Here is a 23,207-nt window from a genome sequence, read left to right on the forward strand (position 1 = left end):
ATTCTTATGGAGCCCGGAGTGGATTTAGCGCTTTCCAGTCCGTTCTTATGGACTGTGGAATGGGATTTGCTTTCTTCAGTCCGCGAGATCCATTCTTATGGACTGTGGAACCCGATTTACTCTCTTCAGTCCGCGAGATTCTTTCCTCCCATCAAAAAAAGGTAGAACTCATCCAAAGTGATGAGTTCTACCTTTTTAATATCCGACTTAACGATTATTATTACGTTTATTTTGGAACTTGCGATTGCGTCCGCCACCTGGCTTACCGCCTTTTCTTCCATAGCCACGCTTGTCATTGCGGAATTTATTATTACCGCCCTTTTTGTTGTGGGACTTCTTCACACTAACTGGTTGTACTGAAGAGAGTGTTACCGGTGCTTGGCGTCTTTCTTTTGTTAACATTTTTAACGCAGCGGCAACCACTGTTACAGAATCATATTCTTCTAAAAATTCACTTGCAGACTCACGATAGTCCTGTAAATCTTTCTTTTCAATGGTTTTCATCAGCTTTTGAACGGTAAGCTGTTGTTGACCTCTCTTCGCTTCATCGAAACTAGGAGGAGTCATACGCTTCATTTTACTTTTGGTTACTTTTTCAATCAATTGTAAATGTGGCGTTTCGCGCGGTGTTATAAAGGAAATAGCTTCTCCTGTTTTCCCTGCGCGCCCCGTACGTCCAATACGATGGACATAACTTTCAGGATCTTGCGGAATATCAAAATTATATACGTGTGTAACCCCGGAAATATCCAAACCTCTTGCGGCAACATCTGTCGCCACGAGGATTTCAATTCTGCCAAACTTAAATTTATTCAAGACTGACGTACGTTTGCCTTGTGTTAAATCACCATGAATCCCCTCTGCACGAAATCCACGAGCCTGCAATCCTTCTGTCAATTCGTCAACACGCTTCTTCGTACGACCAAAAACAATGGCTAATTCCGGCACGTGAACATCTAATAAGTTGGTTAACGTATCAAATTTTTGCTTTTCATGAACTTCTACAAAAAACTGATCAATATTAGAAACGGTCATTTCTTTTGCTTTTACCTTTACTTCTTCCGGTTGTTTCATCAAGGTAGTGGCAATATTACGGATTTCCTTTGGCATCGTTGCTGAAAATAGTAAGGTTTGTCTTTCCTCAGGGATGGCCTTCAAGATATCACGAATATCGTCAATGAAACCCATGTTAAGCATTTCATCTGCTTCATCTAAAACCGCCGTATGCACTTCATCTACACGAATTGTACGACGACGCAAGTGATCCAATAAACGTCCAGGTGTTGCGACGACAATATGTGGACGATCTTTTAAGGCACGGATTTGACGTTCCATATGCTGTCCACCATATACCGGTAATGTACGTACTCCTTTAATTTTCCCTAACTTGTGAAGTTCTTCTGCTACCTGAATAGCAAGTTCTCTGGTCGGTGCTACGACAAGACCTTGAATCTTTCGTTGACTTTGGTCAATCTTCTCCAGCATCGGTATACCAAATGCCGCTGTCTTACCTGTACCAGTTTGTGCTTGTCCAATGACATCTTTCCCTGCCATTCCTAGTGGGATTGTTTGTGATTGGATTGGTGTTGCTTCCTCAAATCCCATGTTCTCCAATGCTTTCATAATGGGTGTTGAAATACCTAGTTGATTAAAATTTGTCACTATTCTATTCTACTCCTTTTTACTATCTATATCTCATCTTTATTATCATCATTTTCATCGCTATTTCTAATATATCCAAGTTAGAGAAATGACATAAGTGTACATTTTTGCCGTTTCGATTTCTGGCATATGTGCTACTTATCATTAGCCTCCGCTCGAACGAAAATACATACAATTATTTTAGGAACGACTTTGTGAAGAAAAGCCCAGATGACCAGCTACCCCTTGACTATTCGCTACGTAAGTTGTCCACTCCAAGAAACCCTCTTATGGCGGATCCTCTGCTAATATGGAACAAAAATATATTCCCTAACGTACAATGAAAAAAGCCTTCCTCCCACTTCGGAAGAGGCTCATAAATGACCATTCAATGGATTATTTTATCATAACACATTATCATAAATAATTCTATAGAATATTCAACAAATAATGTTATTATCCTAGAGATACTGTTATACTAAAAAATATCGATTGTAAAAGGAGTTCAAAAAATCTGATAAAATGACATAGCAATTTTTTGAACCCACACTTATAAAACAAAGAATCATTTAATGTAGGTGATATGAATGAATAAATCTTTTTTTCCATATATAGCAATTATTTTCGGCGTTCTTTCCGTTTCTACTGCTGCCGTATTTGTCAAAATGGCAGGGGATGTTCCAGCAGCAGTCACCGCTAATTATCGACTGTTATTCGCAAGCCTTATTCTGCTTCCTTACATAGGCTATCGTAAAAGGGAAGAATTACGTAAATTAGGAAAAAAAGAATGGCTGCTCACCCTGATGGCCGGAGCCAGTCTCGGTATTCATTTCATTGTCTGGTTCGAATCTTTTCAATATACCTCAGTAGCAAGCTCAACAGTAATTGTTACTTTACAGCCTATTTTCGCCTTTATTGGCACTTATATTTTTTTTAATGAGCGTTTCTCGGCTGGATCGGTTATCAGTATGATCATTGCCATTTTTGGGAGCTGCATCATTGCCTGGGGAGATTTTCAAGTAGCCGGAGAGGCGTTATACGGAGATCTACTTGCCTTACTTGGCGCCATCTTTATTACGATTTATTTCTTGTTCGGGCAAGGGGTTCGCACCCAAATTTCTGTGATGAGCTATACCTTTATTGCTTACACCAGTGGAGCAGTAATTATATTAATATACAACCTTATCGTCCAGAACCCCTTAACGGGTTTCCAGCCAAATGAATGGTTGATATTCCTTGCTTTAGCAATCATTCCAACTATTCTTGGGTTAAACCTTTTAAACTGGGCATTAAAATGGCTAAGTGCCTCCGTGATTTCTATGGCTATTTTATTCGAACCGATTGGTGCTTCCCTGTTAGCCTACTTGATCCTACATGAGCTGGTTAGCTGGTCACAATGGCTGGGGGGAACGGTAGTAATCTTTGGTCTGTTATTGTTTGTTGCCAGTACGCGGCGTAACCGAAAAATGAAGATTACGATTTCTCATGATTAGGATAAACATTTTTAGCATGTCCTAAAAAACCCCCAATGGATAAAAGCGGTACATATGCCGCTTTTCCTATCTCTAGGTTTTGTCCATTTCCTTCGTGAGGAAACGGAACACCGCCTGTATGACAACCTCTTTATCCTCCCCTAAACAGATCAAATGTTTCGAATCATGAAAATAGATGATCTCTGACTCCACCGGGATTTCCTTATCCAAATAATGGACAGTGGAGTAAGGTACCATACCATCCTGTAACCCTTGTCCAATCAGAATAGGATAATACAGTTTTTTTAAATAAGGGCGGGTGAATTTCATACAGCGCAAAAACTCTCGTATTGCATGCAACGGTACAGAACCATATTTTTTTCGATAGTGATTATATAGTTGATCCTCTTTCAGTTTTTTCCTTAATGCCTTTTGCGTAAAGCGAAAAAAATCAATGCCCATTTGAGGGACACTAATATATCTTCTGGAAGTTGATAAAAGCACTAAGCGCTCGCACGTATACTTGCCAGCTAAGTAAGCAGCGATCATACCTCCCATGGAAAAACCGATTAAGTAAATGTCTTCATGATTTTTGGTCAAGGTTAAGTAGGCCTGCTCGGCTTCGTTTATCCAATCTTGATAAGAAACGCCCAGTAGCTCTAAGTCCCGCCCTTCCTCACCTAATCCGTGACCAGGCAAACTTGGCACTTCAACCTGCCAGTCAGTATGCTCTCTAATATAATCTGCCAGTGGGCCTACCTCATAGGGGCCCCCGGTAAAACCATGAATGATCAGACATGCAGTCACCTCATATCAAACTCCTTTGAAAAATGTTCTTCACAGTTCTTTTCTCACGACAAGCAACAAAATCCTTGCCTGGTTTGACAAGGATATACTATGCCCGTTATTTTTGAAAGGCCTTGAGCCACGTCCCCATATTTTTTACTAATGGTGAGACTTGCTGATAAGTACTTGCTAATTGGTTAACGGTATGAAAAACCTTATCAAAATCCATCTCCCCATTCTTATCTTGAAAATATTGTAACATGGCATTCGACTGTTTACCTGAAGCTGCCGTATTGGTTGACTGCCATCCTTGATAAGGGTTTGGTATAGTTGGCTTTTGATAATATTGAAAGGGTGTCATTGGTAATGGTGAAGTGTATGCTTGCGGCTGATGAACAGGCCACTCCGGCTGATTGGGCATATACGTCGGATACTCATTATTATATCGATAATAATCCATTCTATCCCTCCACCTTTTCCTCATTAGAAAAACTCGCATCTCTATGTTTTTTCGAGCGAGCGTACTAATTTTTCTAATAAGATTTTCATTGCAAAAGTGTAATTTATCTTATTGTAACCTATGCAAGACAGAGGGATTTTGACACTATTTCCTTAAAAAACGTCGTATCTTATTTGGCTGAAAACCAATCACTTGGTAATGATCATCAATAATAATAGCTGGTGTAAGATAAATGTTATTCTTTTGTAAATCGGTTAAATGTTGTTTGTTTTCCGTTGTGTTTTTTAATGTAAAAGAGATATCTGCTTCTTGTAAAAAGTCGACTAACCTTTCACATTCTGTATTATTATCGCTGATGTATACATCTATTCGCTGATCTTCCACTGGATGTACCCCCTCAGTAAGTGTTCATAGATAAATATACCCACTACTAAAAGGATTAAAACTATTTTTTTATATAAAAGCAAAACTTATTTAGATGAGATGTTTCAATGAACAGATAGTAAAATCGTTTTTAGCCCAGAGCTTGCTTCTATAACGACTTATTTATGCGTCAAACGATCTGCGTACATGCCCAACTTCTTTAATAATTCGATGGCCTGTATTTTTTCTTTCTCTGTTAAACCAGCTGTAATCGCCTCAATCTGTTCCCAATGCTGTGGGAAAATATCATTTAATAGCTGTTCGCCAGTACTGGTGATCGACGCATACGTAATCCGCCGATCATTAGGACAAGGGATTCTTCGCACTAATCCTTTTGTTTCCAATTTATCCACCACATAAGTAATACTTCCACTAGCCAACAATATTTTATCACCGATCTTCTGTAATGTTTGTTCTCCTTGATGATACAATAATTCCAATACGCCAAAATCGGTGGTGTTCAATTCATAACCTCTTATATCCTTCGCGACTTGATCAGACACAGCCCGATATGCCTTGGATAATACCACAAACAATTTCAGTGAAGGATCTTGTTTTTTTATCAAATATTCTTTTTTCTCCTGGTCCATACCTTTCACCTTCCTTGATAGCTCATCATTATTTATATAAGATGTGACTTTTTGATTCTTAACTTCTAATACCCTATTATGATAAGACTTAACCCTATCATCATAGGATAAATAAAAACAACAGCCACATGAATGCCTGATCATGACATCTATAAAAGCTGGCTGATACCATTTGTTATTTAGTAAATATACTTTGATTTGCAACTAATCAAACAGCAGATATAACATTGCGATCAGAAAGTAGAAACCTTGGCCAACGATCCACATACTCCATGGATTACTGATCACAACGGCACCAATTAATAACAAGACAACGACCAGAGCAGGACCTATCATCATCTGCCAACAAGATCGTAATAATGCTGGGATATTCCACGGAATACTTTGCAGCAATTTATCCTGAAGAAGAAATAGGGAAGAAACTGGATGTCATCTTCACAAATAATAAGATGACAATCATCGCCACCATTCCTTGCATCATTGGTGGTAAAAAGATGATAGTAGTAATAATAATGAATAAACACAGAATAAATGAAACCAGATGACTCAGTTCTTGCTCAAAAGCTTTTCGCCAAAATTTGCGTAATACCTTGCATTGATCTTGATAATCAAAGAGTAATCTCGAATTTTTGGAATTCATCAGTCCTTTTAGCATATGAGGTTTTCTTTGCACCTGTCCACTCATCTTTTGCACAAAGAACATATTCCACACCTTATCCTCATTTTTTTCGATTACCGTTTTCCAGTTCACATGGGTTAACTTCTGCAGTCATATCCACAGATTGGCGAAGGCCAGTATGGTTATCCATCCCCAGGTAATATCCATTTCGTAAAAAAACCATAGCATTCTCGTCCCAGCCATAGCAGTCACTCCACCGATAGCAAGCAATAATTTCTTCCATACACCTAGTTAAAAAAATACCACTGTGGCAAGACCGTCAGTACCAGAATAGCTAACAATTTACCATACCAAATCCAATGAGGAGTCCGTGCAAATGATGCGATCCCAATAGCTACAAGAGAAAAAAGAAATACTCTTAAACCAATCCTTCTCCAAAAAAGGTGTAGCCAAATATTATTCACCGTGAAAGGCAATCCAGTCAATTTCCACTCTACACTGGTTATAGGCAACACTGGTGCAACAAAAGAGAAGGTTATCATTAAAACGATCCATGCCATTAACATCAGATGTAGCACATCATGGATAACGGCTTGGTAGGTTGCTAGTATCGGGATAGATTCTTGCACAACGTCATAAGCAGCCCATAGACCAATGCCAACAAAAATCGCTAAATAGATCATGATCACCCAATCAAAGGCAACACCTGCTGCTTTTTTATACAGCAATTTCTTTTTCTGCATACGATGTTTCCGTAAAAACTGTAATATTTGTCTTGTTTCTTTCATTCCGTCGTTATCTTTGGAAATAACTGGAAACCGGCTATCCATTCTTCTTCTTCTATTTTTCCATGTGTAAGCATCATATAGCGATCAGCGAGGTCCTTTACCAATGCTAATTGGTAGGAGGTTAACAAAATGCTGGTTCCTTTTGCCGCTTTTTCTTGTAATAGCTTTAATAAATCATTGGTTGCATAAATGTCCAACCCCATAAACGGCTCATCGATCAACAACAAGGAAACATCTGGTAAAAGCGCGCAGATCGTCTGGATTTTTTGACGCATCCCTTTTGATAAGGCTTCTGGGTACTCGTTTAATTTGTCGTTGATCTCAAAGGTTTCGGTTAACATTCGCACCCGATTTTCGAATGTATCCTCATCCATCTGATAGCTTTGCCCATAGAGTTGAACATGCTGCATTGTGGTTAGTTCTGGCAGTAAAAAAGGTTCTTCAGGTATGTATGCTAATTGTCTTTTAAATGGGATAAAGTGCTGATCTTAATCCATGTGATTTAAGTGAATTTGACCTTTTTTCTTTTCCTGCCACCCCTTAATTGTCTTCATAATCGTTGACTTACCAGCACCATTATGCCCGATCAATGCCGTTATCGATCCTTGGGGCAGGGTAAATGTAATATCTGTCAAGATCGGTTGATGTTGAATGGCTACTTGCAGCCCTTTGACATCTAGCAAAAGCGTCAACTCCTTTCTCGTTTGATTTGTTTTTATTTACGAAATCACAACACAAAAGGTTTCCTTAAGATTCATTTTTGCGGGCTCAGGAGTGGTGGGTAGTTCTTTACTCTTATGGACTGTGGAATGGAATTTGCTCTTTTCAGTCCGCAAGATTGTTACGGACAAAACTTTGCGGGTTGGCCGGTTTTTGTCCGTTAGATCCATTCTTACGGACAAAACTTTGCGGGTTGGCCGGCTTTTGTCCGTTAGATTCATTCTTACGGACAAAACTTTGCCAGTTGACCGTTTTTTGTCCGTTAGATTCGTTCTTACGGACAAAACTTTGCCAGTTCATCGTTTTTTGTCCGCGAGATTCATTCTTACAGACAAAATTTCACGATTCAATGATTTTTTGTCCATAAGACTTGCTCGCAACCTCCACTCCCAGCCTCATAAAAAAGAGCTTCTACCGGCCAAAACCGATAAAAGCTCATGGTTGACTTAGGCTAATTCCTCTTGTAAAAAGGTCAGCACATCATCAGGTGTCTTGGTATAAGCACTGTGGCGATGGGCAATCTTCTCACCATTTTGGAAAATGAGCAAGCTCGGAATCCCCATAACTTCGTATTTTTCTGCTAATCCTGCCACTTCATCGCTATTTACCTGGTACCATTCATACTGATTATACTGCTCTAAAATATCACCAATAAACATGTCCATACGCTTACAATCCGGACACCAATCGGCAAAAAATTTAATAATTACTGGTTTATCGGAAGCAATAACTTCATTAAATTGATCTACTGTTTGTATGGATTCCATATGTCAATCTCCTTTTATCATCTATCATAATCAAAAACTAGCATGTTTCTACTCGAAGTGCAACTTTTCTGATTTAACGGTACTCTATCTTTCCTAACAAAAATGCAGCCAATAGCCCCACGAAAAACATCACGCCACACATCACGTTCCCAAGCATGCTGGAGGTCCACCCCGGAAAAATAACGAAGATTGAGCCAATCACCATTCCAATCACAAAGGCATAGGTCATAATAGGAAAGTTGTTCAGAAAGTAATTAATAATCTTACTCATAAAAATCAATCCGAGCAAAATGCCAGTCCCCGTCACCAATATAATTGGTAAATCCAGATCAGATACAGCAGTCATAATCGTACTGAAAGAACCCATAATCAGCAGCAGAAAAGATCCGCTAATACCTGGTAAAATCATGGCCGTACTGGCTAGAAAACCGGATCCGAACAGCCATAAATAAGTGGACATCGTCAAATCAGTGACAGCATCTCCCTCACTCGTGCGAAAAAACAACATCAGGCTGACAAGTCCTGCACCAATTAATAACAACACAACATGTTGCAACTTAAATGTTTTGTTTGCCTGTGATTTATGAAATAGAAACGGCAATACCCCAATAATTAACCCTAAAAAGGCGAATTGTGTCTGCTGTGGGTAGTGTTCAAACAGCCATTCAATCAGATTGGCTAATGCAAAAGCGGCCAGCACCATCCCGATCCCCAATGGTATTAAAAAGGAAAGATGCTTCTTATAATCTCTGCTGAATATCCCATTAATCGCTGCAATTAAGCGTTCATAGATACCTAATACAACGGCAATCGTTCCACCACTCACCCCTGGGATGACATCACTTGCCCCCATCAATAACCCACGAAAAATATTACGCCATTCCATCCTTATTCTGCTCCTTTACGAATAAATTCTAACGACGGCATGTATTGCGACATATGTGCCTCGATATCCGTCAACGTTTGTTCTGGATCTTCTTCCATTTGCTCCACTGCCACTGCCTCCAGCGGAACAACACGCAGATCTCTTAATATATCCCCGTCTTCCTCAAATTCCACAAACGTTGATAAAAATCGGGGAGCCTCTATCCTTGTCTGGTTATCCTCTTTGACGACATCAAATTGCAGAACCCCTCCAATCCGATTATAGAACTGATATTGGCCAGATAGAAAATTACCTAATGAATAGGCCGCCAAGGTTGGTTGTCCATCTTTACCCTCCAGCCACTCAACTGGCTGCAGCACATGGGGATGATGACCGATCACAACCTCAACGCCAAGATCCGCTGCATACTGAGCCCAATCTCGCTGCTCTTGATTCGGCGTACGCTGCTCCTCTTGTCCAGCATGAATACTGACGATCGTGATATCCGCCAAATCCTCTGCCCTTTCTACTTCATCTGCCATTTGCTCGCGATCAAGAAAATTAACTAAATAATCCTTCCCTGTTGGAACAGGGATCCCATTGGTTCCATATGTATAGCTGAGAAAGGCGATCGAAATACCTTGCTCAGTATCTAACACCCTAATATTATCCTGATCCGCCTCACTCTTAAAGGCACCTGTATAAGGCATTCCAATTTGTTCATACTGGCTGATTGCGTTCTGTATCGCCTCTTCACCAGCATCCAAGGTATGATTATTAGCCATGGTCACCATATCCACGCCGGCGTCTTGTAAATCGGCACCAATCTCATACGGACTGTTAAACTGTGGGTAACCGGATAAACCTAACTCCTCACCACCCATGATGGTTTCTTGATTAGCCATCGTAATCGACGGTTCGGATAAAAAAGGTTTCACCTCTTCCAACATTGGTTGAAAATCATAGCGCTCTCCGTTCCAGGCGCCGTCATAGACCCTGTCATGAATCAAAACATCCCCAACCGCTGCCACCGTAATACTTGGTGTCAACCATTCTGAAGCTTTTTCTTCTACGGAAGAATGATAGTCAGACTGCTGACCTGCTTCTTGTCCATCATTTTCTGCACAGGCTGTCAGCAGCAGGAAAACAAACAGACTGAAAAAACAAAACTTTCTCATCTTATAAACTCCTTGCTGCAGATTTCTTACATTCTAACATGGTTTGGCATGGATTTCTCACTTTTTCACTAAATTTTTCACCGTTTAGCTGACTGTAACCATCCAATCGCCTCAACTAACATTCAGTGAAATCCTCACTAAATGAAGGTCATTTTACCCCTAAGTCATATTTTTCTTTTAGGCTGTCAGGTGCCATCTTTACCATCTGTTGCAAAATAAGTGTAGCAATAAAAACATCATCAAACAAACCTAATACGAGCAGATAATCTGGGATGATATCAAAAGGGAAAACAAGATAAACTGCAATAAAAAGGGTCGAGATGATTTTTGCCAGACGATTTACTTCTTTCGAAAGAAAAAATTCTTTAAAAAATGGGATCGATTGGTGAAATCGAAAAAGGAATTTCATTCGCCGCATGAACCGCATCCTTCCACCTCACTTCTAGCTTATGTTAGCGGGTCATCGTTATAGAACGATCCCCTCCTTACTTTTCATGGTTTCATCATACTTGTTTGATCAGCTAACTTCCATACATAGCCTCTTTCATGAGGAAATCCTCAGCTGCATGGTTGCTAACTGAGGATTCATTTATCACAGCGGTAAGCGTCCGTAAGCTCCCCTGCTGTAAAAAGTATTCATACGAATAGAAGCTGAGAAACATCGGACTCTATTCATCCTAAATAAGTCTCGCTTTATCACCTTAGGCCTTTTTTTTGGCTGCTTTTTCTCGTTCATTTTTGTTTAAGATTTTCTTGCGTAAACGGATCGAATCAGGGGTTACTTCGCAATATTCGTCATCATCCAAATACTGAATCGCTTCTTCTAAGGACAAAGTACGTGTCTTTCGAATCGTTGCGGTCTGATCCTTTGTTGCAGAACGCACGTTGGTTAAATGTTTCTCCTTCGTGATATTAACCGTTAAGTCGTTCTCACGATTATGCTCGCCAACGATCATGCCAGCATATACCTCTGTGGTCGGCTCGACAAAGATTATCCCACGGTCCTCCAAGTTCATAATACCATAGGTAGAAGCCTTCCCATTCTCTAAGGAAACCAAGACACCCTCACGACGACCACCAACCTGACCTTTCACAAATGGGGCATACTCTTCAAAGGTATGGTTCATAATACCATAACCACGTGTTTGCGTCATAAATTCTGTTGCATAACCAATCAACCCACGAGATGGTACTTTAAATTCCATCCTGACTTGTCCTGTACCATGATTAGCCATATCAAGCATTTCACCCTTACGAGAACCTAAAGACTCCATTACTGGTCCAGTGTAATCCTCTGGCACATCAATCTGCACTCGTTCCACCGGTTCACATTTGACACCATCGATTTCTTTAATAATAACCTCTGGCTTTGATAACTGAAGCTCATAGCCTTCCCGGCGCATATTTTCTACTAAAATAGACAGGTGTAACTCCCCGCGTCCGGAAACAACCCATGCATCAGGAGAATCAGTTGGATCCACCCGTAAACTTACATCGGTTTCTAATTGAGACAACAACCGCTCCTCGATTTGGCGAGAAGTGATATACTTGCCTTCTCTTCCGGCAAATGGACTATTGTTAACGACAAAAGTCATTTGCAAGGTCGGCTCATCAATTCGTAAGATCGGTAATGCTTCCTGATGTTCCGTCGGGCAAACCGTCTCTCCTACGTTGATATCCTCCATACCTGTAACCGCAATGATGTCACCGGCCGTTGCTTCCTTGATTTCAATTCGCTTCAGGCCAATAAAACCAAATAGCTTGGTTACACGGAAGTTTTTGATCGAGCCATCGGTTTTCATTAGGGATACCTGTTGTCCTACCTTGATTGAACCTCTGAATACACGTCCAACTCCGATACGACCTAAATAGTCATTGTAATCCAACATCGTTATCTGAAACTGCAATGGTTCCTCTGCATTATCGATTGGCGCTGGAATCTTCTCCAAAATCGTTTCAAAGATCGGTTCCATGGTTTCCTGTTGTTCTTCATCAGGATAGCTGGACGTTCCATTTAATGCGGAAGCATAAACAACCGGGAATTCCAATTGCTCATCATCGGCGCCAAGCTCGATAAACAGGTCCAGCACCTCATCAATTACCTCGTCAGGGCGGGCATTCGGACGATCAATTTTGTTCAAGACAACGACAGGTTGCAATTTTTGCTCTAATGCCTTTTTCAACACAAAACGGGTTTGTGGCATACAGCCTTCATAAGCGTCCACCACTAGCAATACACCATCTACCATCTTCATGATCCGTTCTACCTCACCACCAAAATCGGCATGTCCAGGTGTATCCAAGATATTAATACGCGTATCTTGATAGTTAATCGCTGTGTTCTTCGCCAAAATCGTAATCCCGCGTTCCTTTTCGATATCGTTAGAGTCCATAGCACGTTCTGCTACCTGCTCATGTTCATGGAAAGTACCAGAATAGCGGAGTAACTGATCCACTAATGTCGTTTTGCCATGGTCAACATGGGCAATAATTGCAATATTACGAAGATTTTCTCTTAATTGCGTCATTTTTTTCTCTCCTTATTATTAAAAAACGTACCGTGTTTTATCATTCAATATGTTCCACAACTAACCTAGTATACCACAATTAAGAGAATTTGTATCATTTTTTAGGATTTTTTTCGAATTTCGCAAAAGAAATGGTGAATTGCGCCCCGCCTTCTGGTCGATTAGCCGCCTTGATCGTTCCATTTGATTGTTCGACAATCGCCCTGGCAATCGCTAAGCCTAATCCCGTTTCTCCACTATCGCCTTTGATAAATCGGTGGAAGATTTTCTTAATAATTTCTTCTTCAATACCCGGGCCATCATCTTGCACCTTCATTTTTAACTTATCCTCTTCCATAACAGCCATCACTTCAACCTTTGTTTCTGCATGTCTGATCGCATTGGCCACCAGGTTCATCACGGCCTGAAGTAGTTTTTCTTCATCGGCATACAGTTGCACGCCTTCACTATGTTCCAGTGTGATATCAATCCCTCGCTCATTGGCAATAGGTAATGCCCTCTCCATCACCTTCTCCATGAAGTCAGAGACATCTATCGGTTCCGCATGGTAAATATCGGCCTCACTATCCAGCTTGGCCAACAAAATAATCTCATTAATGATTTTCTTTAAGCGATTAATCTCCACTACCATGACATTTAAGCCTCGATCCTTTTCCTCGCCTTCAAATATACCGTCACGAATCCCCTCCGCATAACCTTGAATCGTCATCAGCGGTGTCTTCAGCTCATGACTGGCATTTTGGAAAAAGTGGCGCTGTGACTGAATAAAGCTGTTTAATTCGTCCGCCATTTCTCGCACACTTTCCTCTACCTCTTTGATTTCTCCCGTTGCCTTGATCGTTTCCATATCATCAAACTGCCGCTTCTCAATTTTCTTCATTTGATGGCGTAATTGCGTCAATGGTGTAACCAGCTTGGTGGTTAAATAATGACTAAGCAAAACCGTTACCGCAATCCCAATTAAGAAGATGACGACTAGACGATTAATCAGGCTCTTCTGTACCCCCTGCAAATCATCGAGCGGTGTCAAGAGCACCAGCTGCTGGGTAGATACAGGAGAGAGGAAAGGAATAATTGATACCACATAACGATCCTCCTGCCCTTGCCACAAAGGCTGTGATCTGCTGTTTAGGTCGTACTGCTCTAGCCAGCTTTCCAAAATATTCATATTGCCAATTGAAGAAAAAATAATCTGATCACTATCCTGATCATAGGCAAAAACCTCTAAATTATATTCGCCCAGCAGCTGTAATAATCGCTGTTCATTCGTGGTATCATTTAAATCCTGTGACATGATAAAATCGACAACCAGTTCTCCTTTATCCGCTAATTGACGCTGTTCGTCCTTAATCAGCATTTGCAGCATTTGCGAGTAAATGGTAATCCCTGCCACTGTCATGATCACAACTAATAGGGTGGTAAAAGCAATGGTTAATTGATATTGCAGCTTCATCGTTCATCCTCATATTCTAACCGATAACCATATCCCCAGACCGTTTCGATCGGAAAATGTTCCAGCTTCTTTCGCAAGCGTTTGATTAAATCATCTACGGCACGATCACTACCAAAATAATCATCACCCCAAACCCTTAATAAGAGCTCTTCCCGGGAAAAGGCCCGATTGGGATGCTGCGTTAGAATAACGAGCATATCGAATTCCTTTGACGTCACATCAACTTCATCTCCATGCCAATGAACCAAACGACCGGCTTTATCAATCTCTAACCCTCCGAGCCGAAGCATCTGCTCATCGGGATTATCGGAGAGCGGTCGCGCTTCTGTTCGTTTGAATAATCGTTTAATGCGTGCAACTAGCTCCCTCGGGCTGAATGGCTTGGTCAAATAATCGTCACTGCCCAACTCCAAACCTAGAATTTTATCCACTTCCTCATCTTTCGCCGAGATAATAATAATTGGCACCTCGCTTACCTGACGGATCTTCTTACATAATTCATACCCATCCATACCTGGCAGCATAATATCGAGGATCCACATATCTGGCTGACCATCTTGCGCTTTCTCCCAAGCCTCTTCTGCATCTTGTAATAAATGAACATGATAACCCTCTTTAACTAAATAGGCCTTCACTATATCTCGAATATTCCGATCATCTTCTACTATATATATCATTTGATTCATCCCATTAAACCTCCCTGATTTGACTCGCGGGTTTCACACATAGGTATCTATCTTATCTTACACATATTTTCGCATATTTCCGAAAAAAAATTAAGCACGGATGCATAAATAGTTACATTTACACATATTTTCTACAATTATCACATGTTTGTACCTCAAAAAAAGGGTATGATTATAGTAAGAAATCAAACAACAAATCGACGAAAGGTTGTGAAATAAATGGAACAAAATCAAACAAACCCTCAACCCAAAAAAGAAAAAAACACATTACCCATGTTATTGAGCGGGGTCGCTGGGGGTGTCATAGCCGCCTTATTCACCGGTGGAATATTTCTAAATATCATTCAGGATGACAATAGTGAGGCGACAGCTGGAGAAGAACAGACACCTACAGAGGAAACGGAAGGAGCGCAGGAAGATGGCGCCGCCGCAACAACGACTACCTTAAACAATGAAGCAAGTGCCAATGTAGTAAGTAACGCGGTCAGTCAAGTTTCTGACGCCGTTGTAGGCATTTCCAACATTCAGCAGTCCAACCTATGGGAAGAAGCCGACGCGGCCGGCACTGGATCAGGTGTCGTTTATAAAAAAGATGGTGAATATGCTTATGTGGTGACCAACAACCACGTGGTAGAAGGAGCCCAAGAAGTAGAAGTCACCTTAACCAATGGAGAACATGTACAGGCAGACGTGCTTGGCTCTGATCAATTATCTGACTTAGCCGTGTTACGTATTGCAAGTGACCAGATCTCCACGGTAGCCGAAATGGGATCTTCCGAAGACATTACAGTGGGCGAAACAGCCATTGCGATCGGTAATCCATTAGGTCAAGAATTTGCTGGTTCCGTTACACAAGGGATTATCAGCGGATTAGATCGTTCAGTGGATATCGACCTTAACCAAGATGGCCAGCCAGACTGGACAACCAGCGTTATTCAAACCGATGCGGCAATTAACCCTGGTAATAGTGGTGGTGCGCTGATCAACACAGACGGCAAATTAATTGGTATTAATTCGATGAAAATTGCCCAATCCCAAGTAGAAGGAATTGGTTTCGCGATTCCGATTGACGATGCCAAACCGATTATTGACCAACTAGAACAAGGTGAACAAGTACAACGTCCGTTCCTAGGTCTAAGTGCTGTTGACTTATCTACCGTTCCTGAGCGCAATTTACAAGAAACATTGAATTTAGATGAAAGTGTAGAAAATGGGGTCGTCATCGCCCAAATTGAACCAAATGCACCAGCAGAACAAGCCGGGCTTCAACGATATGACGTCATTACCAAAATTAATGATAAAGACATTGAATCGATGTTAGAACTGAAAAAATATCTCTATAGTGAAACTAGTGTAGGTGAAGAAGTGGACATTACTTTCTATCGTGATGGAAACTTGCAAACTACCACTTTAGAGTTGGCAGAACAACAAAACGCTCAATAAAGCAAGATGGCTTTATTGGAAATAAGGCACTCCGCAGCAAAAAAAGAAAACAAGCTCGCAATGAACAAGCTTGTTTTCTTTTTATTTCCTCTCCTAATCTGATACATTATTAATAAAGGAAGAGGAACCGGGCATTGGCATTTGTTAACTCTTTTTTCGCCTCACTTGTATACGCTTTAAGGCTTAGAGTTACGGGCCATTTACACCGAAATAAATAACAAAGAAGGGATGACTCTCTATGCAGAAAATAGGTTTTATCGGGACGGGCGTCATGGGAAAAAGTATGGCAGAACAGCTTATGGATGCTGGACACACCGTCCACGTATACACACGCACCAAGGATAAGGCAGCTAACCTCTTGCAATCAGGTGCTATTTGGGAACAAACTGTTGCTGAGGTAGCAGAAAAAGCAGATATCGTAATCACAATGGTTGGTTATCCAACCGACGTAGAAGAGATCTATTTCGGGAACGATGGCATCATGGCCCACGCCCATCCTGGGTCTTTTCTCATCGATATGACCACTTCTGATCCCGGCTTAGCGGAAAAAATTTATCAAGAAGCAACAGAAAAAGGATTGCATAGCTTAGACGCTCCCGTATCCGGTGGAGACATTGGTGCTCAAAATGCCGAACTTACGATTATGGTTGGCGGAACACAGGAAGATTATGCGGAAGTACTACCTATTTTAGAATTAATGGGAGAAAATATCGTCTTACAAGGACCACCCGGAGCCGGACAGCATACTAAGTTGGCCAATCAAGTAGCAATTGCCTCTAATATGATCGGAGTAGCCGAGGCAATTATGTATGCCAAACAAGCTGGTCTTGATCCGGTACGTGTCTTGAAGAGTATTGCCACCGGTGCGGCCGGAAGCTGGTCCCTCTCTAATCTGGGACCCCGTATGATCAAAAACGATACAGATCCCGGCTTTTATATCAAACATTTTATTAAGGATATGAAAATCGCCCTGCAAAATGCGAAAAAATTAGGTTTGGATACTCCTGGTCTTGCGCTTTCCTTAGAGCTTTATGAAGAGTTGGCGGCAAGAGGCATGGAAGATCGCGGTACACAGGCCTTGATCAAGTGGTATACAAGGAACTGGGAAGAAACAGAATAATGAAACAAGGCTTACCGTTACGAATGACGGTTGTGGTGGGAACCGTGGAATCGACTTTATCTTACGGACAAAACTTTGCGGGTCGGCCAGTTTTTGTCCGTTAGATTCATTCTTACGGACAAAACTTTGCTGATTGGCCAGTTTTTGTCCATTAGATCCATTCTTACGGACAAAACTTTGCTGGTCGGTCGGTTTCTGTCCGTTAGATCCATTCTTACGGACAAAACTTTGCTGGTCGGTCGGTTTCTGTCCGTTAGATCCATTCTTACGGACAAAACTTTGCTGGTTGGCCGGTTTTTGTCCGTTAGATTCATTCTTACGGACTGTAGAACGGAATTTGCTTTCTTCAGTCCGCGAGATTCACACGTTTTCTTACGGACAGAATTAAAAAATTGATCATCCCATTGCATTTCTAACAAAAACACAAAGGAACCATTCTCCTTTGTGTTTGCTGTTTCCTATTAAGCTTCTTGCGTCACACCATCTTCTTTGGTAATCCGATCTAGCCGTGCTTGGATATCTTCCTCGGACAAGTTGTGTTCCTGCACATATAAATTACGCGGATGAACACGGCACTCATGAGTGCAGCCGCGCATATATTTATGCTCATTTTCCTCAGAGCAGAGGATTTGGCGATTGCAATCTGGATTGGCACAGTTGGCATAACGTTCACAAGGCTTCCCGTCAAAATAATCGCGCCCGACAACGTTATGCTCCTTGCGATTAACGGGTACGGAGATACGTTCGTCAAAGACATAAAGCTGACCGTCCCAAAGTTCCCCTTGTATCTCTGGATCTTTACCGTAAGTGACCACACCACCATGCAGTTGGCCGATATCATCAAAGCCTTTCTGTTTCATCCAGCCCGAAAATTTCTCACAGCGAATCCCGCCTGTACAATACATCAATACCTTTTTATCCTCTAGCTCTTTCCGGTGCTCTTCAATCCATTCCGGTAAATCACGGAACGTCTCGATATCTGGATTAATCGCACCACGGAAATGACCTAATTCATATTCATAATCATTACGCGTATCCAAAATCACCGTATCTTCCTCTTGCATCGCCTCATAGAAGGCTTGTGGATCTAACAATTCCGCATTATCATCGCGAGGGTCAACATATTCTTCACCTAAACGCAAGCTGACCAATTCAGCACGTGGTCGGCAATGCATTTTCTTAAAGGCATGCTGTTCTGCTTCGTCCACCTTGAACATCATATCGGCAAATTTCGGATCGGCGTGCATCGCTTCCATGTACTGGTTCGTCTGCTCCACCGTTCCCGACACGGTACCATTAATTCCTTCTTCCGCAACGAGGATACGACCTTTCAAACCAAGCTCCTTACAAAAACGTAAGTGCTCTTGCGCAAAGGTCTCCGGATCTTCCATCGTTACAAATTTGTAATACAATAATACTTGATACTTTTCCATTCGTTTTTTACCACCTATCAATTCATATTTGCAAGATATAAATCTTTTTAGGTTGGTTAATCTTTTATAATCTTGCAAGGAATTATTTTATCATGTTTTTATACTGGTTTCCAGTCCCTTACGTTATGTCCAGACACGATTTTTTTGAAAACGTATTCTAACATGTGCTATCCTTAGGAGCAAGGAGGCGATCTTATGTCTATTTATGATATTCCTATTACAACTATCCAGGGAGAGGAAAAGAAGCTAGCCGATTATCAAAGTAAAGCGATGATTGTGGTCAATACGGCTAGTAAATGCGGCTTCACCCCTCAATTTGATGGTTTGCAGGAATTATATAAAAAATATAAAGATCAAGGCTTAGAAGTACTAGGTTTTCCCAGCAATCAATTTATGAATCAAGAACCAGGGACTAGTCAAGAGGCCGAGGAATATTGCCGACAACATTATGGTGTCAGCTTTCCGATGTTTGCCAAGGTTGACGTACGTGGCAAAAACGCACACCCACTGTTTCAGCATTTAACCAAAGAAGCACCTGGGATTATTTCTGATCAAGTCAAATGGAATTTCACCAAATTTTTAATCGATGAAGAGGGCCAGGTCATCAAACGATATGCGCCCAAAACGGAACCTAAGGATATGGAAAAGGATATTCAAACCTTGTTGTAAACAGGAAGCAGACCACCCTGCTCAAAAGGTGGTCTGCGATCAGGTATGGGATTGGTTACATTTCACGCAGCAGATTTGCCATTTCAATCGCCGCTACGGCAGCTTCTGCTCCTTTATTACCAGCCTTCGTACCGGCACGCTCAATTGCCTGTTCAATCGTATCGGTTGTAAGTACACCGAAGATAACAGGAAGACCGGCGTCCATGGAGACACTGGCCACCCCTTTGGATACCTCATTGCTGACATAATCAAAATGCGGTGTTGAACCACGAATGACCGTTCCCAAAGTAATCACCGCATCATACTTGCCAGAATCCGCCAGCTTCTTCGCCGCCAAGGGAATCTCAAAAGCCCCCGGCACCCAGGCAATATCGACATCTACTTCTGCCACACCATGCCGGCGCAAGGCATCCTCTGCACCATTTAGCAATTTTCCAGTAATAAATTCATTAAACCTTCCCACGACAATGCCTACCTTCAGATCTGTTCCGACTAGATTTCCTTCTAATATTCTTCCCATGTTACATTCCTCCACTCATTTATAGTTGCAAAAGATGGTTCAATTTTTCTGCTTTAGTAGCTAAATATTTTTGATTATTTTTATTAGGGGGCATTTCAATCGCTTTTCGCCCAACTAACTCCAAACCATAGGACTCGATACTGGAAAGCTTACGCGGATTATTGGTTAGTAAATGCAGCTTACCCACACCTAAATCTCGCAATATCTGTGCGCTGATGGCATAATCCCTTAAATCATCCGGAAAGCCCAACTGATGATTAGCCTCCACCGTATCAAAACCCTGCTCCTGTAAGTGATAAGCCTTCATTTTATTCACCAAGCCGATCCCCCTGCCTTCCTGGCGCATATAAACAAGGACTCCGGTTCCAGCGGCTTGGATCTCCTCCAAGGCCTTGACCAATTGCGGGCCGCAGTCACAACGCTCCGAGCTAAAGGCATCCCCGGTTAGACATTCCGAATGCACGCGGACAAGCGTCGGCTCTTCTGCCATAATCTCTCCAGTATATAAGGCGACATGTTCTTGACCAGTATACTTCTCCGTATAGGCCGCTAAGCGAAAATCGCCAAAGGCAGTAGGCAAATGAATATCTGCCTCCTTGATAATCAGTTGATCATAACGTTTGCGGTATTGAATCAACTCTTGAATCGTGATCAGCGGCATATCATATTGTTCGGCGATCTCTTCCAAATCTGGTTGACGAGCCATTGTACCGTCTTCCTTCATTACCTCACAAATCACACTTACTGGACTGGCCCCAGCTAATCGCGCCAAATCAACAGCCGCTTCCGTGTGCCCCGTACGTTCCAATACCCCTGCCTCTCTGGCGATCAAAGGAAAAATATGACCCGGACGGTTAAAGTCAGCCGCCTGAGCGGTTGGATCGACCAATTTTTGTACAGTTAAGGCCCGTTCCTGCGCGCTAATACCGGTATGTGTCTGTTTATAATCAATACTCACGGTGAAATTGGTGCCATAGTCATCGGTGTTATGGCTGACCATCTGTTTCAGCTGGAAATGATCGGCATATTGCTTAGCCATTGGCACACAGATTAACCCGCGCCCTTCCCTCGCCATAAAATTGATAACCTCGGGAGTCGTGTGATCTGCTAAGGCAACAAAATCTCCTTCATTTTCCCGATCCTGTGCGTCCACCACAATAATGACTTTCCCTTGTTGTAACGCCGTAATGGCAGTTTCTACAGAATGTTTCATTGATGCACCTCCTAAAATCCATATTGCTCAAGCTTATCTTCCGTTAATCCCTCGGCAGGTTGCTGCAGTAGTCGCTCCATATATTTGGCCAGCATATCAAATTCGACATTGACGGTATCTCCGATTTTTTTCTCTCCCAATACGGTCGCCTGCTGCGTTTCAGGGATTAACGAAATCGTAAAATGGTGATCCGTCACGCCAAAGACCGTCAATGACGTGCCATCGACCGCCACCGAGCCTTTATTAGAAATATAGCGGGAATCTGGCACGGCTATTTGATAATATTTCGCGTTATCCTCCTGCCAAACCCGAGTGATTTTCCCTGTTGCATCGACATGACCCGAGACAAAATGACCACCAAAGCGGCCATTTGCAGCCATCGCCCTTTCCAAATTAACCGATGACTGCCGAGAAAGTTGCGCCAATGAGGAACCACGAAAGGTTTCAGGAATCACATCTACTTGAAAACTGGTAGCCGTAAAATCGGTGACCGTTAGGCAGACACCATTAACCGAGATACTGTCCCCCACCTTCAAATCAGTGGTAACCTTGCTAGCTTGCATGACTAGTTGCAGGGATTGATTATCCTGCTTGATGGCTTGCAGACGCCCTTTTTCTTCAATAATGCCAGTAAACATCAGACATCCTCCTTTGGTGTTGCGATAATTTTCAGATCAGGCCCGATCTGTTCGATTTGGGAAAAGGTAAAGTCGCTTGCTTCTTGCATCCATTGTGGCGATATTCCGCCGATTACCGCTTGTGCGTCTTGGCCACCTAGCAGTTTCGGGGCAATGTACCAATGACATTCGTCGACTAATTGCTCTTCCAAAAAACTGCGATGGACGGTGGCTCCACCTTCGACATAGAGAGATTGAATACCTTCTTCTGCTAATATTTCCAGCAGATCCGTCATATCGATCCGAGCGCTTGACAGCTGAATCACTTTCACATCAGGGTGTTGCTGGCAAAAAGCTTCCTTGTCTGCTTGATTGCCGCAAACCAACCACGTATCTGCCTGCTCGTCAAAGATAGCAAGATCCCCTTGCAGCGATAGATTGGTATCCAGAATCACCCGGATCGGATCTTTCCCACCACCGGCTAAACGGGTAGTCAGGCTGGGATTATCCTCGATGACAGTGTTGCGCCCAACCAAAATCGCATCATGACGATGGCGTTGCCGATGCACATCGATACGAGCCAACTCTGAGGTAATCCACTTGCTGTCCCCTGTGCTGGTCGCTGTTTTTCCATCCAATGTCATTGCCGCCTTCAAGGTAACAAAAGGACGACGCTTACGCTGGTAATGGAAGAAATGTTGGTTGATCGTTAAGGCACGCTGTTCCAGCAATCCCACTTCAACCTCCACACCGGCATGTTCGAGTATTTCCACACCTTTTCCCGCTACTTTAGGGTTAGGATCAAGGCAAGCGATATAGACCTTTTTCAATTGATGATGTACAATCAGCTCTGCACAGGGCGGTGTTTGACCATAATGGGCGCAAGGTTCTAAGGTGACATACAGCTCTGCCCCTTTGGCCTTTGAACCGGCTTGTTCGATGGCGTGCACCTCGGCATGAGCTTCTCCTGCCTTCAGATGTGTGCCTACGCCTAGCAATTCACCGTTTTTGACCATCACTGCCCCCACTGATGGATTGGGGCTAGTCTGGCCAATCGTTGCCTCGGCCAGGTTCAATGCCAGATTCATCCATTCCTGTTTTGTTTTCATAGGTCGCTCTCCTTTTTTTATACACAAAAAACCCCAGGCGATTCGACCTGGGGTTTTATAGATTCAGATATTGTAAAAAAAGTTGGCTGGATAGTGGGCCCTCATGG

General features: G+C 42.2%; 26 protein-coding genes and 1 pseudogene. 4 read left to right on the plus strand and 23 right to left on the minus strand.

Annotated elements, in window-relative coordinates:
• Nucleotides 1-207: 207 nt before the first annotated feature.
• A complete protein-coding gene (locus BN6556_RS03945) occupies nucleotides 208-1,662 on the minus strand; it encodes a DEAD/DEAH box helicase (protein WP_066187474.1) in 1,455 nt (484 codons plus the stop codon).
• 566 nt (nucleotides 1,663-2,228) lie between these two features.
• Between BN6556_RS03945 and BN6556_RS03950 the strand changes: the two genes are divergently transcribed.
• The gene (locus BN6556_RS03950) at nucleotides 2,229-3,134 is read left to right on the plus strand and encodes a DMT family transporter (protein WP_066187477.1); all 906 of its coding nucleotides are present in this window, start codon (nucleotides 2,229-2,231) and stop codon (nucleotides 3,132-3,134) included.
• Nucleotides 3,135-3,206: 72 nt separating this feature from the next.
• Here the strand turns inward: BN6556_RS03950 and BN6556_RS03955 are convergent, their stop codons facing one another.
• From BN6556_RS03955 to BN6556_RS04025, 16 genes and pseudogenes are all read right to left on the minus strand, one after another.
• Complete coding sequence (locus tag BN6556_RS03955; RefSeq protein WP_066187479.1) at nucleotides 3,207-3,920, minus strand: alpha/beta hydrolase; 714 nt, start codon at nucleotides 3,918-3,920, stop codon at nucleotides 3,207-3,209.
• A 97-nt stretch (nucleotides 3,921-4,017) separates the two neighbouring features.
• Nucleotides 4,018-4,359 carry a YppG family protein gene (locus tag BN6556_RS03960; protein ID WP_066187482.1) on the minus strand — a complete coding sequence of 114 codons (342 nt, stop codon included), beginning with the start codon at nucleotides 4,357-4,359 and terminating at the stop codon, nucleotides 4,018-4,020.
• Between the two features lie 144 nt (nucleotides 4,360-4,503).
• Nucleotides 4,504-4,743 carry a thioredoxin family protein gene (locus BN6556_RS03965; protein WP_066187485.1) on the minus strand — a complete coding sequence of 80 codons (240 nt, stop codon included), beginning with the start codon at nucleotides 4,741-4,743 and terminating at the stop codon, nucleotides 4,504-4,506.
• A 158-nt stretch (nucleotides 4,744-4,901) separates the two neighbouring features.
• Nucleotides 4,902-5,372 carry a MarR family winged helix-turn-helix transcriptional regulator gene (locus tag BN6556_RS03970; RefSeq protein WP_066187487.1) on the minus strand — a complete coding sequence of 157 codons (471 nt, stop codon included), beginning with the start codon at nucleotides 5,370-5,372 and terminating at the stop codon, nucleotides 4,902-4,904.
• Nucleotides 5,373-5,576: 204 nt separating this feature from the next.
• Nucleotides 5,577-5,765 carry a hypothetical protein gene (locus BN6556_RS03975; RefSeq protein ID WP_066187490.1) on the minus strand — a complete coding sequence of 63 codons (189 nt, stop codon included), beginning with the start codon at nucleotides 5,763-5,765 and terminating at the stop codon, nucleotides 5,577-5,579.
• Between the two features lies 1 nt (nucleotide 5,766).
• Complete coding sequence (locus BN6556_RS03980) at nucleotides 5,767-6,123, minus strand: hypothetical protein (RefSeq protein WP_066187493.1); 357 nt, start codon at nucleotides 6,121-6,123, stop codon at nucleotides 5,767-5,769.
• 155 nt (nucleotides 6,124-6,278) lie between these two features.
• Nucleotides 6,279-6,821: a hypothetical protein gene (locus BN6556_RS03985; protein WP_148436660.1), complete on the minus strand. Its 543-nt coding sequence runs from the start codon at nucleotides 6,819-6,821 to the stop codon at nucleotides 6,279-6,281.
• Nucleotides 6,776-7,471, minus strand: a pseudogene (locus tag BN6556_RS03990) (ABC transporter ATP-binding protein). The gene BN6556_RS03985 and the pseudogene BN6556_RS03990 overlap by 46 nt, the downstream one beginning before the upstream one ends.
• A 133-nt stretch (nucleotides 7,472-7,604) precedes the next feature.
• Nucleotides 7,605-7,799, minus strand: a complete 195-nt coding sequence (locus BN6556_RS21860; protein ID WP_148436662.1) for a hypothetical protein — start codon at nucleotides 7,797-7,799, stop codon at nucleotides 7,605-7,607.
• A 146-nt stretch (nucleotides 7,800-7,945) separates the two neighbouring features.
• Nucleotides 7,946-8,266, minus strand: a complete 321-nt coding sequence (locus tag BN6556_RS03995) for a thioredoxin family protein (protein ID WP_066187501.1) — start codon at nucleotides 8,264-8,266, stop codon at nucleotides 7,946-7,948.
• Between the two features lie 73 nt (nucleotides 8,267-8,339).
• Entirely contained in the window at nucleotides 8,340-9,152 is an 813-nt protein-coding gene (locus BN6556_RS04000) for a DUF368 domain-containing protein (protein WP_066187506.1), read from the minus strand.
• 2 nt (nucleotides 9,153-9,154) lie between these two features.
• Nucleotides 9,155-10,309 (minus strand): CapA family protein, encoded by a 1,155-nt coding sequence (locus BN6556_RS04005; protein ID WP_066187509.1) that lies wholly within the window; start codon nucleotides 10,307-10,309, stop codon nucleotides 9,155-9,157.
• A 148-nt stretch (nucleotides 10,310-10,457) separates the two neighbouring features.
• Complete coding sequence (locus tag BN6556_RS04010; protein WP_316245309.1) at nucleotides 10,458-10,727, minus strand: YkvA family protein; 270 nt, start codon at nucleotides 10,725-10,727, stop codon at nucleotides 10,458-10,460.
• 283 nt (nucleotides 10,728-11,010) lie between these two features.
• On the minus strand, nucleotides 11,011-12,837 hold the full coding sequence (typA, locus tag BN6556_RS04015) for a translational GTPase TypA (RefSeq protein ID WP_066187515.1): 1,827 nt from the start codon (nucleotides 12,835-12,837) through the stop codon (nucleotides 11,011-11,013).
• Between the two features lie 94 nt (nucleotides 12,838-12,931).
• A complete protein-coding gene (locus tag BN6556_RS04020; RefSeq protein ID WP_066187518.1) occupies nucleotides 12,932-14,290 on the minus strand; it encodes a sensor histidine kinase in 1,359 nt (452 codons plus the stop codon).
• A complete protein-coding gene (locus tag BN6556_RS04025) occupies nucleotides 14,287-14,976 on the minus strand; it encodes a response regulator transcription factor (protein ID WP_066187520.1) in 690 nt (229 codons plus the stop codon). The genes BN6556_RS04020 and BN6556_RS04025 overlap by 4 nt, the downstream gene beginning before the upstream one ends.
• A 219-nt stretch (nucleotides 14,977-15,195) precedes the next feature.
• Here BN6556_RS04025 and BN6556_RS04030 point away from each other — a divergent pair, with 219 nt between their 5' ends.
• Entirely contained in the window at nucleotides 15,196-16,419 is a 1,224-nt protein-coding gene (locus BN6556_RS04030; protein ID WP_066187522.1) for a S1C family serine protease, read from the plus strand.
• A 238-nt stretch (nucleotides 16,420-16,657) separates the two neighbouring features.
• Nucleotides 16,658-17,539 (plus strand): NAD(P)-dependent oxidoreductase, encoded by an 882-nt coding sequence (locus BN6556_RS04035; RefSeq protein ID WP_066187525.1) that lies wholly within the window; start codon nucleotides 16,658-16,660, stop codon nucleotides 17,537-17,539.
• A gap of 56 nt (nucleotides 17,540-17,595) precedes the next feature.
• Here BN6556_RS04035 and BN6556_RS04040 read toward each other — a convergent pair whose 3' ends face one another.
• Both BN6556_RS04040 and trhO read right to left on the minus strand, forming a co-directional pair.
• Nucleotides 17,596-17,964 (minus strand): hypothetical protein, encoded by a 369-nt coding sequence (locus BN6556_RS04040; protein WP_066187529.1) that lies wholly within the window; start codon nucleotides 17,962-17,964, stop codon nucleotides 17,596-17,598.
• A gap of 36 nt (nucleotides 17,965-18,000) precedes the next feature.
• On the minus strand, nucleotides 18,001-18,972 hold the full coding sequence (gene trhO / locus BN6556_RS04045) for an oxygen-dependent tRNA uridine(34) hydroxylase TrhO (RefSeq protein WP_066187531.1): 972 nt from the start codon (nucleotides 18,970-18,972) through the stop codon (nucleotides 18,001-18,003).
• A gap of 195 nt (nucleotides 18,973-19,167) precedes the next feature.
• Here trhO and BN6556_RS04050 point away from each other — a divergent pair, with 195 nt between their 5' ends.
• Nucleotides 19,168-19,641: a glutathione peroxidase gene (locus BN6556_RS04050; protein ID WP_066187534.1), complete on the plus strand. Its 474-nt coding sequence runs from the start codon at nucleotides 19,168-19,170 to the stop codon at nucleotides 19,639-19,641.
• A gap of 55 nt (nucleotides 19,642-19,696) precedes the next feature.
• On the opposite strand, the gene ribH is transcribed toward BN6556_RS04050, so the two are convergent.
• Genes ribH through ribD form a run of 4 tightly spaced genes read right to left on the minus strand, consistent with a single transcriptional unit; the run spans nucleotide 19,697 to nucleotide 23,100 of the window.
• Complete coding sequence (ribH, locus tag BN6556_RS04055; protein WP_066187537.1) at nucleotides 19,697-20,161, minus strand: 6,7-dimethyl-8-ribityllumazine synthase; 465 nt, start codon at nucleotides 20,159-20,161, stop codon at nucleotides 19,697-19,699.
• A 19-nt stretch (nucleotides 20,162-20,180) separates the two neighbouring features.
• The gene (locus tag BN6556_RS04060) at nucleotides 20,181-21,374 is read right to left on the minus strand and encodes a bifunctional 3,4-dihydroxy-2-butanone-4-phosphate synthase/GTP cyclohydrolase II (protein WP_066187539.1); all 1,194 of its coding nucleotides are present in this window, start codon (nucleotides 21,372-21,374) and stop codon (nucleotides 20,181-20,183) included.
• A gap of 11 nt (nucleotides 21,375-21,385) precedes the next feature.
• Complete coding sequence (gene ribE, locus BN6556_RS04065; RefSeq protein WP_066187543.1) at nucleotides 21,386-22,012, minus strand: riboflavin synthase; 627 nt, start codon at nucleotides 22,010-22,012, stop codon at nucleotides 21,386-21,388.
• Nucleotides 22,012-23,100, minus strand: coding sequence for a bifunctional diaminohydroxyphosphoribosylaminopyrimidine deaminase/5-amino-6-(5-phosphoribosylamino)uracil reductase RibD (gene ribD / locus BN6556_RS04070; protein ID WP_066187548.1), 1,089 nt, complete (start codon nucleotides 23,098-23,100; stop codon nucleotides 22,012-22,014). The genes ribE and ribD overlap by 1 nt, the downstream gene beginning before the upstream one ends.
• Between the last annotated feature and the right edge of the window lie 107 nt (nucleotides 23,101-23,207).

The organism is Gracilibacillus timonensis (assembly GCF_900086715.1).
GTDB lineage: Bacteria > Bacillota > Bacilli > Bacillales > Amphibacillaceae > Gracilibacillus > Gracilibacillus timonensis.

Excerpts from the sequence above, each read along its gene's own strand:
- BN6556_RS03950 (WP_066187477.1), top strand. The coding sequence starts at position 2,229 with ATGAATAAATCTTTTTTTCCATATATAGCAATTATTTTCGGCGTTCTT.
- BN6556_RS03960 (WP_066187482.1), bottom strand. The coding sequence starts at position 4,359 with ATGGATTATTATCGATATAATAATGAGTATCCGACGTATATGCCCAAT.
- BN6556_RS03970 (WP_066187487.1), bottom strand. The coding sequence starts at position 5,372 with ATGGACCAGGAGAAAAAAGAATATTTGATAAAAAAACAAGATCCTTCA.
- BN6556_RS03985 (WP_148436660.1), bottom strand. The coding sequence starts at position 6,821 with ATGGATAGCCGGTTTCCAGTTATTTCCAAAGATAACGACGGAATGAAA.
- BN6556_RS21860 (WP_148436662.1), bottom strand. The coding sequence starts at position 7,799 with ATGAACTGGCAAAGTTTTGTCCGTAAGAACGAATCTAACGGACAAAAA.
- BN6556_RS03995 (WP_066187501.1), bottom strand. The coding sequence starts at position 8,266 with ATGGAATCCATACAAACAGTAGATCAATTTAATGAAGTTATTGCTTCC.
- BN6556_RS04000 (WP_066187506.1), bottom strand. The coding sequence starts at position 9,152 with ATGGAATGGCGTAATATTTTTCGTGGGTTATTGATGGGGGCAAGTGAT.
- BN6556_RS04005 (WP_066187509.1), bottom strand. The coding sequence starts at position 10,309 with ATGAGAAAGTTTTGTTTTTTCAGTCTGTTTGTTTTCCTGCTGCTGACA.
- BN6556_RS04010 (WP_316245309.1), bottom strand. The coding sequence starts at position 10,727 with ATGCGGCGAATGAAATTCCTTTTTCGATTTCACCAATCGATCCCATTT.
- typA (WP_066187515.1), bottom strand. The coding sequence starts at position 12,837 with ATGACGCAATTAAGAGAAAATCTTCGTAATATTGCAATTATTGCCCAT.
- BN6556_RS04020 (WP_066187518.1), bottom strand. The coding sequence starts at position 14,290 with ATGAAGCTGCAATATCAATTAACCATTGCTTTTACCACCCTATTAGTT.
- BN6556_RS04025 (WP_066187520.1), bottom strand. The coding sequence starts at position 14,976 with ATGAATCAAATGATATATATAGTAGAAGATGATCGGAATATTCGAGAT.
- BN6556_RS04030 (WP_066187522.1), top strand. The coding sequence starts at position 15,196 with ATGGAACAAAATCAAACAAACCCTCAACCCAAAAAAGAAAAAAACACA.
- BN6556_RS04035 (WP_066187525.1), top strand. The coding sequence starts at position 16,658 with ATGCAGAAAATAGGTTTTATCGGGACGGGCGTCATGGGAAAAAGTATG.
- trhO (WP_066187531.1), bottom strand. The coding sequence starts at position 18,972 with ATGGAAAAGTATCAAGTATTATTGTATTACAAATTTGTAACGATGGAA.
- BN6556_RS04050 (WP_066187534.1), top strand. The coding sequence starts at position 19,168 with ATGTCTATTTATGATATTCCTATTACAACTATCCAGGGAGAGGAAAAG.
- ribH (WP_066187537.1), bottom strand. The coding sequence starts at position 20,161 with ATGGGAAGAATATTAGAAGGAAATCTAGTCGGAACAGATCTGAAGGTA.
- BN6556_RS04060 (WP_066187539.1), bottom strand. The coding sequence starts at position 21,374 with ATGAAACATTCTGTAGAAACTGCCATTACGGCGTTACAACAAGGGAAA.
- ribE (WP_066187543.1), bottom strand. The coding sequence starts at position 22,012 with ATGTTTACTGGCATTATTGAAGAAAAAGGGCGTCTGCAAGCCATCAAG.
- ribD (WP_066187548.1), bottom strand. The coding sequence starts at position 23,100 with ATGAAAACAAAACAGGAATGGATGAATCTGGCATTGAACCTGGCCGAG.